This is a genomic window from Tardiphaga sp. OK245 (genome assembly GCF_900108575.1).
In the GTDB taxonomy this organism is placed as follows: domain Bacteria; phylum Pseudomonadota; class Alphaproteobacteria; order Rhizobiales; family Xanthobacteraceae; genus Tardiphaga; species Tardiphaga robiniae.
The window spans coordinates 653212-670480 of sequence record NZ_FNWZ01000003.1 but is presented as its reverse complement, the minus strand read 5'-3'; the positions used below and the strand labels follow the sequence as shown (position 1 = coordinate 670480).

Sequence of the window (17269 nt, the reverse complement as noted above, 5' to 3'; positions counted from 1 at the left end):
GCGCGCATCTTACTGATGGTCGTCCTAGCTGGCCTCGCTCTCGTTACTACCGGTTGCGGGCCGACCGGGCGAGACACGATCAAATTCGGTTGGTTCTACCGGATGGTCGTCGAACTATCCCATGCGGGCCAGCCGCTGACGATCGATGTTGTGATCGGATGCGGGTCTGAGGTCCGGCAGATTATCGGCGAGGCGCGAAGCGCGCGCTCCATCTGGGCGCCCTACATCTTCGGCATCCGTGCCGGCAATGGTGAGGGCGTGCTCGTGCAGAGCCCGAACATCTGCGACCGCAAACTCGACCAGCAGCCGATGCCCGCAGATTTCCTGCCGGTCGTGTTCTGGGCTCCCGATGCCGGCAATCTGGAATTTATGGTGGCCTATCTGAACGAGCAGGCCTATCTGCAGCCGATTTCGAAGCTCACCTTTCAAAAGGCGACGTTCACTGAAGCGTCAAAGTCTGACTACGAGGCCTGGCGCCAGTCCGGATGGAAAGACAACATCGTCCCGCTGAAAAGTCGCGAAAATGAGTATGATGGGAAGAGTAACTTCTTCCACGGTGAAGGCTTTTTTCCAAAAGGAGATCCGCGAACTGAACTAATGCGCGAGATATCCTGCCATGCCGTGCTGCGAGTGCCGCTACCCGCTGGCGTGCTGACAGCGATACGCGAGCGGTGGCCGGCGGAGAGGCCGCGCTACTGGCTACTCGATTGGCCGACGGTCAATGCGTTGCGCGAGCAATATCCAGAAGAAATGGGCACCAGAGTCCAAAACAACCCGCAGTGGGATCGCGAAATACCGGGTGTCCAGCCGAACTTCTCGAAGGCTCTCGGTATCAACCGGGCGTCCGGGGTGGGTCACATCGTGGATCTGCCATCCGACATCGCGTCGGGGCGAGGCCTAAGGATTCCGTATCGTGTCGAGACCGGTTATCCTTGGGCCAGCGACCGGCTGCGGGCCCAGCAGACACTAGACATCAATTTCGATGTGGCGAACGGCGCCGATCACGGCTTTGCCTACTGCTTCCGCGACATGTGGAGCTATTATCTAAAGAGTCCCGGTCCTGTCAGCACAGTTCGCCCCGTTGATCAGCGCTTCTTCATCGATGGCCAACTCGTTGCGACCTTGCCCGCCGCAATCTGGACCGCGCCCGCAGCGGTGATCGTCGAGCGCGACGAATATCTCTGGCTGCCAGACTTCCTTCCATTTCCGCTGACACATGAGCTTGCGAGGATGCAATGAAGAACGAAACGATCTATGCGTTGCTCAGCGATGAAGTCTACTCGCGAACAGCGGCCAATCTCGATATCAAGCTCAATAGCCTGACGGGGGCAGTCCTCGTCGGTTCGATGGATGCCGGAAGCGGAATGTATGCCGAAGCCTGGACCGTCGGTGGAAAGCTTGTGATTGCCTTTCGGGGAACAGACTTTAATGCGTCGAACATTAAAGATTGGACCAATGCGAACATTTCTCTCGGCGTCGGAGATCCGCAAGCCGCGCAATTGCTTTCTGCAGTAGCGTTTGTGGAATCGTTCAGAAGTCGTGCTGATTTCGGAGATGTTGTTTTTACCGGTCACTCGCTCGGGGGCGGGCTCGCCGGCTTGATGGCGGCGAAGTACAACAAAGATGCCTACGTATATGCGGCGGCGCCTTTTAAGGCGACGAGCGATGCGGGGAATTTCATTCCAGAGGGGCTGGCATCTGACAAAGCCTCATTGTTACTGGCTGGTCCACCAATTCCCCCAACGGGGGCGAACGGCCTCCCGAACATCAACGACCCCGCTTATCAGGCACAACTACAGGTTTACAATGTTGCAAAGGCGGCACGCGATGCACTTGTTGCTGATGGTTATGCGAAGATCCACTCTTACGGATTGAGCGATGAGATTCTGCAGAAATTTACTCAAACCGGTGCCTCGGCGGCGTCGTTCATATTGGGTCTGTCCGGAGCTCAACATTTTGATTCATCGTTGGATGTGTCGTTCACAATTGGTGGTGGATCGGGCCTCGACGAGGCCTTAGCCAAGCACAGCATTAGTTTGCATGCTCTCATGGCACGCACAGATGCACGGACAAACGACGAAGCGGCTTGGACTTCGAAGCCGATTGGCGGCGCGGAAGGTCTTCTCACAAACGATGCCGCCTTGCGGAATGCGTTTCTCATCACACCGGCCATTACCGGACGGATACACACGACAACCACGGACGACACATCGACTGGTCCCGACTCCGGAATGATGCTCCGTGCGCTTGTTTCCGACCTGAACTTCTATTCCGAGTTTCACGCGCGTTTCGGAAAATGGTTATCTACGGGAGCCGTCGGCGACGGTAAGTCGCCGACATCCGACGGGATGTCGATTCACTCGGGCGTCGTCAAGCTGGGACTTCAGACCGTCCGTGATGCGTTGAGCACGGCCGCCGGAAACGTCGTCAGCAGTGTGGGTCTTAACGTCTTCGGCGCTGGAAACGCCGATGGCCCAACGGCCCCTTATGCTCGCGTTGATCTCGCACAGATCACTGCGCCTGGCGGATCGGCTCAAAAGGAAAAGTTGAAGGCCAACGGGGTGGAGCAGCTCTTCGGCGTCCGCGACATCAATCATGTGATCGCTGATGCGGCCGAAAAATCCCTGATGTCGACCCTCGGCGCAAACGTCACGCTCGGCGATTTCGCCGCCCTGAGCACTCTGCTTGGCGCGAGCGCCAAAGAAGTCAAGGAAGGAACGAAGGCGCTGTCGGACTGGCAGGTGCTCATCGTTCAGGCTGGAGCCGGGGGGGCGTCCGATCGCGCTCTGACCTACGACGCATCCTCCGTAACTGCTGACGCCTCGCGCGCCCATGTGATCATTGGTGGCGGTGGAGCCGACACGATCAAGGGATCAACGCAGCGCGACTTCATACTCGGTGGTGACGGCAAGGACGTGTTCGAGGGCGGAGGCGGGAAGGATTTCATCATCGGCGGCGCCGGCGACGATCGCTACGTTGCGCGCACCGGGCCGACGGACAACGACTCTGTTACGTTCCTCGGTGGCGAAGGCATCGACACAGCGGTCTACGGCAGCAACTTTGCCAACATCGGCCTCAGCCTGAACGGCTCGCGGATAGCCAACGTATCCAACGGATTCGGGGTCGAAGTATCCTATGCTACGGCGGGCAGCCGAGCGGATACACTGATCGGCATCGAGAGAATCGAACTGCGAAGCGGCGACGACTTCGTGAAAATGTCGGAAGCCGCTAAGGGTTACAATATCACGATTGCCCTCGCGCAGGGGAGTAACAACGTCGAGAGAGTGAAGGAGGTGGCGCCGGCACCGTCTGCGCCGGAGATACAGAAGAAAGGTGCTTTCCTCAAACTCGAATTCTTGACTAAGGATGCAACGGGCGCTCCGACAGGGACGCAGGTGCAGACATTGACGACTGCAGCCGAGTTCGACCAGAAGGAGCGTGCTAACGCCCTCATTGTCGTCAACGGCCATCAGCTCGTCGGCGGCGCGACGTTCGATCTTGACAAGTTCGACTATCGCAATAACGGCGACGTGAAGGCCGTCTGGGCGGCAAACAGCAAGCAGACATTTCCGACTGAGGCCAGCGCCGACCAAGTCCAGCGGTGGATCGATGCGCAATTTGCAGCGACCATGAAATTCTTCAGCGGCATCAGCGGGAGCCTGGCCGGATTTGCATTCGTCCCGATCCTCTACACGCAATTCGCAAGCTTCGTCGACAAATGGATCAGCGCCTATACGCAGACGATCGTCGGCGCGTATGGCGAGCGCTATGACCTCGGGCCGCTGGCCGGTGATGGTTCCCGTAAGCTCACCATCACGCTCAATCCGTCGGTTGATGGTGCGAACCAGACGATCGTTATCAATAATTGGAAGCAGGGCGACTACGGCATCCAGATCAACCAGTACGCCTATGGTCAAGGACTAGACAGCGGCACGAACAAGAACGGAAAAGTGGACGCTTGGCAAACCTTGTCGCTGGACGTGATACGTGCGCGTCTTGCCGAGGTCGGTATCGTGGCGAAAGACCAGCCGGTCCCGCCCGTTGCGGCGCGTGCAGTCGAGGCGAACGACGACGGTGAGGACGACGGGCCGATCTCACTGGTGCGCGTCGGGAACGAGGCGGACAACGACATCGCTGGCGGTGCGGGCGCGGATCTGCTGCGCGGATACGCCGGCGATGACTATCTGCTCGGGGAGGAGGGCGTCGACACCTATGTCTTTGCGGTGGGCGACGGCCACGATACAATTGAAGACCTGTCCCCTGAGGGCGGCGTAATCCGATTTGTCGAAGGTCTCGACGTGTCGTTGATCACGAAACAGCTGGTGGCCGGAAGCGGCGGCAATCAGGATCTGCTGATAACCTATGGACAGGGCGATACGATCCTGATCAAGGACTGGTCGACGCTCTCCCCGGAACAACAAGCGCTCTGGACGTTCGAAAGCGTGACCGGAAAGTTCACGCCTGCCAATTCAGCCGATGAGCCAGATCTGTCAGTGGTGCCGGAAGAAGTCGGTGGGGTGGCGCTGACGCTTATAGAAGGTACCGCGGGAGCAGACGTTCTCGATGGTATTGATATAGACGAGCGGATTAATGGGCAGGGTGGGGACGACGTCATCAATGCGTACGGCGGCGCCGATACCATCGATGCGGGCGATGGCAATGATATCGTCGATGGTGGTGCGGGTAGCGACACTATACGTGGCGGCCTCGGGGACGATCACATCGCCGGCGGCGATGGCGACGACATCATTGTCGACGAGGCCGGCGACGACGTCTTCATCGGCGGTCGCGGCAATGATCAATTCTACATCGAGAACAAGAACAACGGCAACGATACCTTCATCTTCAATCGCGGGGATGGCCAGGACATTATTGCGTCGGCGTTCAATTCCGACACCTTGAGGCTCGGACCGGGCATCTTGCCGTCCGACATCATGATTTTGCGGCCGATGCTGCGTATCGACCCTATGTATCCAAACAAGGGCCTCGCCGGCGACATGGTGATCAGGATCGCGGGGACGGACGATCAGATCACCTTCCGCAACAGCTATGTACTGAATGGTCTCGGAGATGCCAATGCGGACATGAATTCAATCGGGCCGCTGCGCATTGTGTTCGACAACGGGGTAATCTGGAGTCGCGAAGATCTGCTGCGCATGTACGCGGCGCAGGCCGCCACCAGCTCCGCCGACGAGATATTGGGTTCGCCGAATGACGAGACATTCGAGGGCGGCCTTGGCGACGATGTCGTCTACGGCAATGGGGGCAACGACACCTTTGTATGGAACCGGGGTGATGGCAACGATACCGTCGTTTCTCTGGGGGGAGGCAAGGACCTCACCCGGCTCGCATTCGGATCGGGAATAACGACGTCGGACGTCAGCTTCTCGATGTCGCAGGGTTTGGTCGTTGCCGGGGAGAATGGCGGAATCATCGCTGGCGGTTTCGACAGGATTGTGTTCGCCGACGGCACGGTCTGGACCCGGGCGGATATCAATCAGCGCTTATTGAATACGCAGATAACCGGCGGAAACGACACCATCGTGGGAACCGTTGAGGCCGATGTCATCAATGGCGGTAACGGAAACGATACGATTGAAGGAAGGGGCGGCAGGGATATTCTGGACGGCGGAGCCGGCAACGACACGCTTATTGGTAATGGCACAGTGATCTTCCGGTTTGGATCGGCGTTTGGCCAGGACGTGGTGCACGACACGACCAACGAGTTTAGCTATCCCCCCCCGGACGCTGATGCGCATCGCGATCGCATCGAGTTCAAGGCTTACAATCTCGCTGACTTCACGATCGCTCGCAGCGGATCCTACGATCTGCTGATGTCCCGCATAGGATCGACCGATCAGGTGACGATCACCAGATACAGCGTCCCGCCGGGTGGCAGTATCGAAAACGTCCTGTTCCAGGACGGCACGATGCTCGCCTACAACCAGATCAATGCGATTGCCGACCGCATGGCGACCGCAACCAATGTGATCAATGGAACGGCTGCGGCAGATTCGATGACCGGTACGGCCACCGGCGACAGGATCATGGCGGGCACCGGGGGGGACACTATTCACGCCGGCGATGGCGACGATCTGGTCTATGCCGGCGACGGCGATGATATCGTCGCCGGCGGTGCCGGCAATGATATTCTCCTCGGCGGCGCGGGCGTCGACAATCTCGGCGGCGGTGGTGGGAACGACATCGTCTATGCTGGTACGGGCAATGACACGGTCACCGGTGATGCCGGCGCCGATACGCTCTACGGCGAAAGTGGCGACGATCAGCTCAACGGCGGCGCCGACAACGACACGCTCAACGGTAACCTCGGCAACGATACGCTGACCGGCGGTGCCGGTGCCGATGTGTTGATCGGTGGCATCGGCAATGACTCCTATGTCTTCAACCGCGGTGACGGTCAGGACACGGTACGTGCCAGCGTCGACAGGCTTTCAGGCGAGACCGAGACGTTAGTGCTGGGCGGTGGAATTACGGCGGCAGATGTCCAATATTCCTTGAACGGCACCGATCTCGTTCTTAATTTTGTCGCAACACCGTCCGACCAGATCACCATCAAGGACTTCCTGGGCGCCGGCATTCTCAACAGCATCGTGATCGGTTCAGTCACGGTGACGGCTGCTCAGATTCTGGACGGGCTATCGGGCGCCACGGCAGGCGTGGACAACGTGGTGCCTAGCCCGGTCACCAACAATACCAGTCTTGTGTATGGCGGGCGAGGGAATGACACCCTGACGGGCAGCGACCAAGGCAACACCTATGTCTTCTTCAAGGGGGACGGACAGGATCGCGTCAACAGTCCAAGACCTTTCTTCAAGTCGGGGACCGACGATCTTGTGCTGAACGGATATACGCCAGCAGAGGTGATCCTGTCCCGCGCCGGGACGGGCGGTGTCGATCTGAGGATCGCATTTACCTCAGGCACCGATCGTATCGATGTGACCGAACAGTTCGGCAATGGCTTCAACGGCCTCGACAGCATTCGGTTCGAGGATGGGACTGTCTGGTCGTCAGCAGATCTGAAAACCAGGGTGATGTCCCAGGCTGGCAGCGTCGGCAACGATACTATTGCGGGTTTTGAGGACACTGACGATGTCGTCATCGGTGGTGTCGGCAACGATACGCTCAATGGCGGCTCCGGCAATGACCGCTACATCTTCAACACGGGGGATGGCCAGGACATCATCTCGGATTCTGCCGGCACAACCGATTGGCTGGAATTCGGTGCAGGCATTCGCCCGGCCAATGTTGTCGTGACCCGATCCGCCACCGATGCGAATGATGCGATCCTGACCCTGTCTGCCACTGACGTTGTCACACTCAAAGGCGTGTTTGCCGGTGCCGACGGCGGCGTCGACGGCGTGGTGTTCGCGGATGGAACGGTTTGGAGGAAGACCGATCTCGCGAACAAGGCTCTGGCGGCGAAAGCCACGAGCGGTGGCGATACGATCGTGGGGACGTTCCTCGACGACATACTTTCCGGTGGCCTTGGTAACGATATCCTGACCGGTGGTGCCGGTTCGGACAGTTATATCTTCAACCGCGGCGATGGACAGGAAACGATTGTCGAACTTGCAACGGACGGTGCGGATAAACTGAAGCTCGGCACTGGTATCACGACCTCGCAGGTGAGTTTGCGGAAGGGCTCGGTCGATGCGACCGACCTGGTCGTCGATATCGGAGCGGGCGAGACGGTCACGATCAAGGGCCAACTGGCGGAAGGTACGAACGGGATCGAAGCGATCCAGTTTGTGGACGGCACGATGTGGGGGCGTGTCGATATCGATCAGAAGATCATGGTGCTCTCGCAGACGACAGGTGCTGACACCATTAAGGGGTCGAGTGCCGCCGATCGCATCGTCGGCAACACTGGAAACGATACGATCGACGGCAAAGATGGTGCCGACATCTATGTCTTCAATCGCGGCGACGGTCAGGACACGATCGCGGACACCGGGGCTGGATTCGGGCTCGACCGCTTCGAATTCGGAGCTGGCATTACGATTGCCGATCTCGATTTCGCCCATGGCAGCAATCCGAACGATCTGGTCATCGCAATCCGCGGCACCACCGACCGCATAACGGTAAAGGATCATTTTGCAGCCGGCGGGGCGAAGATCGGCGAGATTGTCCTGACCGATCATACCGTGCTGTTCCTGGCGGATATCGAAGCGATGGCCGCGAACCATGCGCCGACGCTGGCGACGTCGATCGGCAGCAAGACCGTCGCGCAGAATGCTCTGTTCACCTTTGCCGTGCCGGCCAATACCTTTGCCGACAGCGATGTCGGAGACACTCTGGTCCTGAAAGCGACGCGCGCGGACGGGACGGCATTGCCGACCTGGCTTCGCTTTGATGGAACTACTTTTACAGGAACGCCGGCCAACGCCGACGTTGGCACGCCAATCCAAGTGCGACTCACCGCGATCGACGGCACCGGGGACACCGCGAGCGCGGACTTCACTATCAACGTCACCAATGTCAATGATGCGCCGGTATTGGCGACCTTGATCACCAACAAAACGGCCACGGTCGGATCGGCCTTCTCGTTCCAGTTCGCAGCCAACCAGTTTGTCGACCCGGACAATGGTTTGCCCGGGGTGTCAACGCAAACGCTGACCTACACGGCGACGTTGGGAAGCGGCGCCGCGCTGCCCTCTTGGCTGACGTTCAATGCTGCAACGCGGACATTCTCGGGCACGCCGACAACGACCAACCGAGGCGCGCTCGATATCGCCATTACGGCGTCGGACGGGACCGCCACGACGACGACACGTTTCGGGATATTCGTCGGCACGACGGGAAACACCGCGCCGACCGTGGGGACTGCCATCGGAACGCGGACGGCAACCGAAGATACTGCATTTACGTTCCAGATCCCCACGAATGCGTTCTCGGACAGCACCTCGGGCGACCGGCTGCGATACACCGCCAAGCTTCTGAGCGGCGCGGCGCTCCCGACCTGGCTCACGCTCGACCCCGTGACGGGGCTGTTCTCCGGCACACCGGCGAATGGCGACGTCGCTCAGTATACGATACGCATTACTGTGACTGACATTTTGGGATCGTCGGTCGCAGCAAACTTCACGCTGAACGTCGGGAACGTCAATGACGCTCCGCAAGCCAATGGCGCGCTGGAAAGCTTCGTCGCCCATGAGGACAGCGCCTTCAGCTATACGATTCCCCAAAACCTCTTCACTGACATCGATGTTGGCGATACGCTGACCCTCACGGCGACACTGGCCAATGGCGCGCCGCTGCCGGCTTGGCTGACCTTCAATGCTGCAACGCGCACATTCTCCGGGACACCTGACGATCCGGATGTGGGAATGCTCAATATCCGCGTTGTTGCGAAGGACAGTTCGGGTGCCAGCGTCCAGCGTGACATGTACATCATCGTTGATGGCGTCAACGATGCGCCCGTCGTACGGCACCCGCTCGCGGGAATTGCGGTCGATCCCCTCCAGTATTTCACTTTCGCGGTTCCCGCGGAAACATTCTCCGATGACCGCGGTGGCGTCAGCCTGACGGCACGGATGGAGGACGGCTCGGCGCTTCCGGCCTGGATGACGTTCGATCCGCTGGCGCGGACCTTCTCGGGCACGCCGGATCAGTTTTCGGTCGGTGAAAACGAGGGCATCCACATCTATCGCATCGCATTGGCTGCCACGGACTCGGACGGCGCCATCACCACCACGATTCTGAATATCGCCATTCGCGGCCCGAATCCGGGGACCCTGGTGCTCGGAACGGAAGGCATCGACAGCCTGAGAGGGACTGCCGGGCCGGACACCATCGTCGGACTCGGTGGCGACGACGTCTTGCAGGGGCGAGAAGGGGTCGACACATATGTGTTAGATCGCGGGTTCGGCCGCGATACGATCTCCGCGACCTATACAAATCAGTCTGGAATTCAGGTCACATCGGCAGACGACATCATCCGTTTTGGCGAGGGGATCGCTCCATCGGACATCTCGGTACAATTGGTATATTCATTCCCGGAGTTCGGAGGTAGCGGGATATATTACTACTCCAGAGATCAAACTATCATAGAGAGCTATTCCAAGTCCGATCTCCTGCTGACCGTTGCCGGATCCAACGACTCGGTATTGCTACAGTACCAGCAACTCAATAACCCGAGCCAGAATGCCGGCCATACCATTTCGGAAGTGCGCTTCGCGGACGGGACTTTCTGGAGCGCTGCCTATCTCACGGGATTGTTCACCAGCGGCGGTAATGGGGCGGATCTTCTCGTCGGTGATGGGTCGGGCAACGTCTTGTCGGGCGGGAGCGGAAATGACCGGTTGCTCGGTCTGGATGGCGACGACACGCTCATTGGCGGCACCGGCGACGACGACCTTTATGGCTGGGAAGGCAACGATACATATGTCTTCAATCTCGGCGATGGCCGTGATCGGATTATCGACAGCAGCGATCCGTTCGGCGGCAACGGATTCGACACACTGAAGTTCGGCGCCGGCATCAGGCCGAGCGACTTGTTGTTCACGCGAAACACCGAAGATCCCTATTCATATGCTGGCTCCGCCGAGGCTGGAAGCTTGCTGATTGAGATCGCTGGGACCAACGACAGCATCAGGCTGTATCGCCAGTACACGATCTTCAATGATCAATCCGGCGGCATTGATCGTTTCGAATTCGCGGATGGGACCATCCTGAGCCGTGCGCAGATCGATGAACTGGTCAATCCGGGCAATCTAATTCAGGGCACAAATGCGAGCGAAACGCTGACTGGTACCGCTGCAAATGAGCGCATCAACGGCCGGAAGGGGAATGACCTTCTGCAGGGGATGGACGGCAACGACACCTATGTGTGGAATCTGGGCGATGGCAACGACGTCATCTCTGAATACACGATCACCAGTTTCGATGTCGTCGAGTTCGGAGCGGGCATTCGTCCACAAGACGTAACATTGTCGCATATCGGCCCGTACGGAAACGAGGCGGCCGGTTACCAGCTTTATCTGACCTTCACGACGACGGGCGAAGTCCTGACGGTCGAGTGGGAGTTCAACACGAGTGCCAATGGCATTTTCTACCCGACCATAGAGGAATTCCGTTTCGTGGACGGCACGGTCTGGACGCCGACGTCGTTGATCACAACCTTCCTGACTTCGACGCCAGGAAACGATGTTCTTCACGGCTTCCCGAACCGTGCGGATATTCTGGATGGTGGTGCCGGTGATGACCAACTTTATGGCCACACTGGCGCGGACACCTATGTGTTTGGTCGCGGCTACGGAATAGACACAATCTATGACAGGCTTGACGGCATCTTCCAGAACGTCGTTGACCGGATCGCGTTCAACAGCAGCGTCTCATCAACCGACATCCGGCTGTCAAGGTCGAGCTATTTCGACGCCAATAATCACAGGGTCATCGACACCGTCTTCTCGATTGCGGGAACCACGGACAAGCTGATTGTCGCAGGCGCCGAATTCGGCTTCGAAGCCGACGAGTTCGTGTCGATTCAGTTCGGTGGCGATTCCGCCTCGTGGTCAGGCGCCAGCCTTGGCGCGCGTTATCTGGAGCAGAATTCGACTAGTGGCAACGATAGCGTCATCGGATTCATGGCCCGTGAAACCATCAGCACCGGTCTCGGCAACGATACACTAGATGGCGGACGCGGCAACGACACACTGATTGGCGGTGCTGGCAATGACACCTACGTTTTCTGGCGGGCGCCCGACACCAAGATCATCCAGGACGCGGGTCTTGTTGGCGATATCGATACGCTTCAGCTTGCTGATATCTCAACTGCCGATGTGAGGATCATCCGGGCGGCCAATGAAAACGACCTCATCATCACGACTGCATCCAGCAGCACCGACGGCAAGGTCGTGCTGCAGGGACGGCTCATCGGTGCCCAATACAGCGCCGACCAGATCCGCTTCTCCGACAATACGGTGTGGAACTACGCCACGATCCTGGCCAATGCGCAGGCTGCCGCTGCCGATGCGCGCCTGGTGAACGGAACGACCGCATCCGAAACGATAACCGGTACCGAATTTGCCGAAACGTTCGATTCGAAGGCTGGAAACGACACCATATCAGGCGGATATGGCGAGGACATCTACATCTATCATGCGGGGGACGGCAACGATGTCATCACCGAGGTCAATAGCGAGAGCGATACGGACACACTGAAACTGCGCGACTTCACGGCGTCGCAGATCAGCCTGCTGAAGTCGGGCAACGATCTAATCGTCCATGTGAATGCGAGCGGCGCGGAAATTACCATTGTCGACCAGTTCAATACCAACGGCAGTCTAGGCATCGAGGAGATCCTGTTCAGTGATCGTACCGTCTGGGACCGTACGGCTATCGCCAACCGTGCCGGCAATCACGCGCCGACGGGAGGAACACTGTCTGCCGCCGTTCTTTTTGAGAACGCTCCGAACGGGGCGGTTGCCGGCACGGTCTACGGCGTCGATCCTGATGCCGGTGCGACATTCACCTATGCGTTGCTCGATAATGCAGGTGGGCGGTTCGCCATCAACGCGGTAACCGGACTGATCACCGTCGCCAATGGCGCCCTGCTCAATTATGAGAGCGCTGCAGCGCATGATGTCTCAGTTCGTATCACCGACCAGGGCGGGCTGAGCATCGACAAGACGTTCAGCGTCAGAGTTTACAACGTCAACGAAGCTCCCACCAATGCGGTGCTCACGGGGGGCGTCGTTGCTGAGAATTCGGCAAACGGGACGGTGGTCGGAACACTGGCCGGTGTCGATCCCGACGGGGGAACAACGTTCAGCTATTCGCTGGTCGACAATGCGGGGGGGCGGTTCGCAATCAACGCAACGACCGGCCAGATCACGGTGGCCAATGGCGCGCTGCTGGACTTTGAGACAGCGACCTCGCATACGATCGCTGCCCGGGTCACGGATCAGGACGGCCTGGCGATCGACAAAACCTATTCGATCGCGGTCTCGGATGTGAACGAGAGCGGCAATCGCGCGCCGACCAATGCGACGTTGACTGGCGGGACGATTGCGGAGAACGTGGCGAATGGCACGGTGGTCGGTACGGTGACCGGCGTCGATCCGGATGCCGGTGCGGCGCTTTCCTACACACTAACCGACAATGCCGGAGGACGGTTCGCGATCAATGCATCGACCGGACAGATCACGGTCGCAAACGGGGCGCTACTGAATTACGAAGGCGCGACCTCCCATGGCGTGACGGTACGGGTGATGGATCAAGGCGGCTTGAGCCTCGATAAGACATTCACGCTGACCGTGACCAACGTCAACGAAGCGCCGACCAATACGACGCTGACCGGAGGATCGGTTGCGGAGAATGCGGCAAACGGCACGGTGGTCGGAACGGCGGCAGGTGTAGATCCGGATGCGGGGGCGACATTTACTTATGCGTTGACCGACAATGCGGGCGGTCGTTTTGCGATCAATTCGGCAACGGGGCAGATTACCGTGGCCAATGGAGCGCTGCTGGATTACGAGACGGCGACATCGCATGGCATCGTGGTTCGCGTCACCGACCAAGGCGGTTTGATCTTCGACAAGACGTTTACCGTCGCCGTGAACAACGTCAACGAAGCGCCCAGCAATGCGACGCTGACCGGTGGCTCGGTGGTCGAGAATGCGGCGAACGGCACAGTGGTGGGGACGGTAGCCGGCGTGGATCCGGATGCCGGAGCGATACTGACCTATTCGCTGACCGACAATGCCGGGGGGCGTTTCGCGATCAATGCGAGCACTGGTGCTATCACCGTCGCCAATGGCTTGCTGCTCGATTACGAGACCGCGCCCTCGCACGCGATCACGGTACGCGTCGTCGATCAGGGCGGGTTGTCCTTCGACAAGACGCTGACGATTGCGCTGACACAGGATGGCGAAGGTGAGAGCTATCCGTTCGCTCGGGGTGATGGGCAAGTCAACATAGTAGGGGATTTCACTTCCATAATCTTTGATTCGTCGATATCTGCCAGCGATATCCTGCTGCAATCAGATGGATCGGATCTGGTGATCCTCGTGCGGGGGACCGAAGACAGCATCCGCATTGGCGGTGATCTGATGATTAACGACTGGGGAACGTCGAGCGCAATCCAACAGCTCAAGTTTAGCGATGGCAGCACGATGGATATCGGACAGCCTGCGCCAGGTGTCGGATCGCCAATTACGTTTACGTGGGTTGGAACTGACACTTCGGTTTATAACGGGAGCATCTACGGGAACGACGTTTTCGAGATGGTCTCAGGGTCTGGCTGGGGATTCGACACTGGTGGTCAGACCACTGTTCTTTATGGCGGGGGGCAGAGCTATATCTGGGCAAATGGCGGCACCGGCATCATCAAATTCGCCCCGGGAATATCGGCCGACGACGTAATACTCCAATCGGTCGGTTCGAATCTCATAATCCTCATAAGAGATACTGACGACCAAATTCTGGTCTATGAAGGCCTGGCGCTAAATGACTGGGGAGCGTCGAGCGCAATCCAGCAATTCCAGTTCAGTGACGGCAGCACGATGGATATCGGGCAGCCGGCGCCAGGCGTCGGATCTCCAATCACGTTCACCTGGCTTGAGGCTGGTAACGGAAGCACCTACGGGAACAACGTTTTTGAGATAGCTCCAGGTGCGAGCCTTACATTCAATAGCGCTAACAGTGGCCAGAACACCGTTGTATTCGGTGGAGGTCAAAATGACATCAATGCAAATGGAGCCACGGGCGTCATCCAGTTCGGGGCTGGAATATCTGCCAGTGATATCATCCTTCAATCGCAGGGCTCGGATCTTGTAATCCTCGTGAGAGGTACGGACGATCGCATCCAGATCTATGGTGGTGGCTTGACGATCAATGATTGGGGGGTGTCCAGCGCGATTCAGCAGCTCCGGTTCAGCGACGGCAGCACGATGGATATCGGGCAGCCAGCGCCAGGTGTTGGATCACCAATCACGTTCACGTGGGTTGGAACGGACACTTCTGTTTATAATGGAAGCATCTACGGGAATGACATCTTCGAGATCGTCTCGGGATCAGGCTGGGGCTTCGACGCCGCCGGTGGTCAAACGACCGCTCTATTCAATGGTGGGCAGAGTTACATCTGGGCCAACGGGGGGACAGGTGTAGTCAAGTTCGGGCCAAGCATATCGGCGAGCGATGTCATCCTTCAATCCGAAGGTTCGGATCTCGTAATTCTCGTGAGGGGGACGGACGACCGCCTCCAGATCTATGGCGGCCTAACAGCCAATGACTGGGGAACGTCGAGTGCGATTCAACAACTCCAGTTCAGCGACGGAAGCACGATGGATATCGGGCAGCCTGCGCCAGGCGTTGGATCACCGATCACGTTCACCTGGGTTGGCACCAGCACTTCGGTTTATAACGGCAGCATCTACGGAAATGATGTCTTTGAGATGGTCTCAGGATCTGGCTGGGGCTTCGACACGGGTGGCCAGACCACTGTTCTATACAGCGGGGGGCAGAGCTATATCTGGGCAAATGGCGGCACTGGCGTCATCAAGTTCGCTCCAGGGATATCGGCCGACGATGTAATACTTCAATCGGCGGGGTCAGATCTGATGATCCTCATAAGAGGCACCGAAGACCGAATTCAGATCTATGGTGGCCTGGCGCTCAATGAATGGGGAACGTCGAGCGCGATCCAGCAATTCCAGTTCAGCGATGGCAGCACGATCGATATCGGGCAGCCTGCGGCAGGCGTTGGATCGCCCATTACGTTCACGTGGTTGGAGCCTGGCAGCGGAAGCATTTACGGGAATAATGTTTTTGAACTCCCTCCCGGGACGAACCTCACATTTAACAATGAGAACGATGGCCAAAACACAGTTGTATTCGGCGGAGGTCAAAACAATATCGATCCAAACGGAGCCACAGGTATCATTCAGTTTGGAGCCGGAATATCTGCCGGTGATATCATCCTTCAATCTGAAGGTTCGGATCTTATAATTCTCGTGCGGGGGACCGAAGACAGCATCCGTATAAGCGGTGATCTGACGGTTAACGAATGGGGAACGTCGAGCGCGATCCAGCAGCTCAAGTTCAGCGATGGCAGCACGATGAATATCGGGCAGCCCGCGCCAGGACTCGGATCACCCATCACCTTCACTTGGGTTGGAACCAGCACTTCAGTTTATAACGGCAGTATCTACGGGGACGACGTCTTCGAGATGGTCTCAGGGTCAGGCTGGGGCTTCGACACTGTCGGCCAGACCACTGTTCTATACAGCGGGGGGCAGAGCTATATCTGGGCAAATGGCGGCACCGGCGTCATCAAGTTCGCGCCAGGAATATCGGCCGACGATATAATACTTCAAACGGTCGGTTCGAATCTCATAATCCTCATAAGAGATACTGACGACCAAATTCTGGTCTACGAGGGCTTAACGGCCCATGAAGGGGGAACGTCAAGCGCGATCCAGCAACTCCAGTTCAGCGATGGCAGCACGATGGATATCGGGGAGTTCGAGCCAGGAGTTGAATCGCTAACGGTAACAGAAAATAGTGCTGATACTGACGTTGCTGGCGTGACGTTGGATGGAACTGCGGAGTCTGAAACGCTGACAGGCACGTCTGAAGAAGATGTATTTAGCGGACTCGGCGGCAACGACACCCTTCGCGGTTTGGGCGGCGGGGACACCTATAAGTTTGGGGTGGGTTCAGGTAACGACTTGATCCTTGAGGCGGGTACCGATTCCGGGATCGATGTGGTGCATCTCTCTGCGCTCGCAGTTTCGGACGTTACATTTGGCCGATCGGGCAGCGATCTCCTCATCAAGATTAATTCGTCAAACGAAGAACTCATGGTCGAAGGCCAATTCGATGGCCATCCGCGGATCGAGCAAGTGCATTTTGCAGATGGAACGGTTTGGGAGGGCAGTCAGATCACTGATGCGGCGGCCTGGATCCACGGGACCACTGGCAACGATACGATTTCGGGCACGGTCTGGAATGACACCATTTCCGGCGGTGCGGGAAACGATACATTGTCGGGCGGGGCTGGTGACGATCTATTCGTGTTCAGGACTGGTTTCGGTCAGGACAGCATCTCCGATTTCAGCGTGGGGCACGACAAGCTCGAATTCGGCGATGGATTGTTCTCCGATGCGGCGGCCGCATTCGCTGCGGCAAGTGCCCAAGGGAGCGACACGATTATTACGATAGATGCGTCAACGACCGTTCTGCTGCAAAACGTCGCTTTGGCGAACCTGCACGTGGACGATTTCCGGGTCGCATAACTAACGCTGGT

The 17269-nt window shown here is 58.1% G+C and carries 2 protein-coding genes; both read left to right on the top strand.

Features of this window, described 5'->3' with window-relative positions; translation table 11 throughout:
- Window positions 1–102: 102 nt before the first annotated feature.
- Window positions 103–1239, top strand: coding sequence for a hypothetical protein (locus BLW80_RS15725; RefSeq protein WP_093758673.1), 1137 nt, complete (start codon window positions 103–105; stop codon window positions 1237–1239).
- Window positions 1236–17258 carry a calcium-binding protein gene (locus BLW80_RS30930; RefSeq protein ID WP_093758672.1) on the top strand — a complete coding sequence of 5341 codons (16023 nt, stop codon included), beginning with the start codon at window positions 1236–1238 and terminating at the stop codon, window positions 17256–17258. The genes BLW80_RS15725 and BLW80_RS30930 overlap by 4 nt, the downstream gene beginning before the upstream one ends.
- Window positions 17259–17269 lie beyond the last annotated feature (11 nt).

Coding starts and splice junctions, on each gene's coding strand:
- BLW80_RS15725 (WP_093758673.1), top strand. CDS start 103: ATGGTCGTCGAACTATCCCATGCGGGCCAGCCGCTGACGATCGATGTT.
- BLW80_RS30930 (WP_093758672.1), top strand. CDS start 1,236: ATGAAGAACGAAACGATCTATGCGTTGCTCAGCGATGAAGTCTACTCG.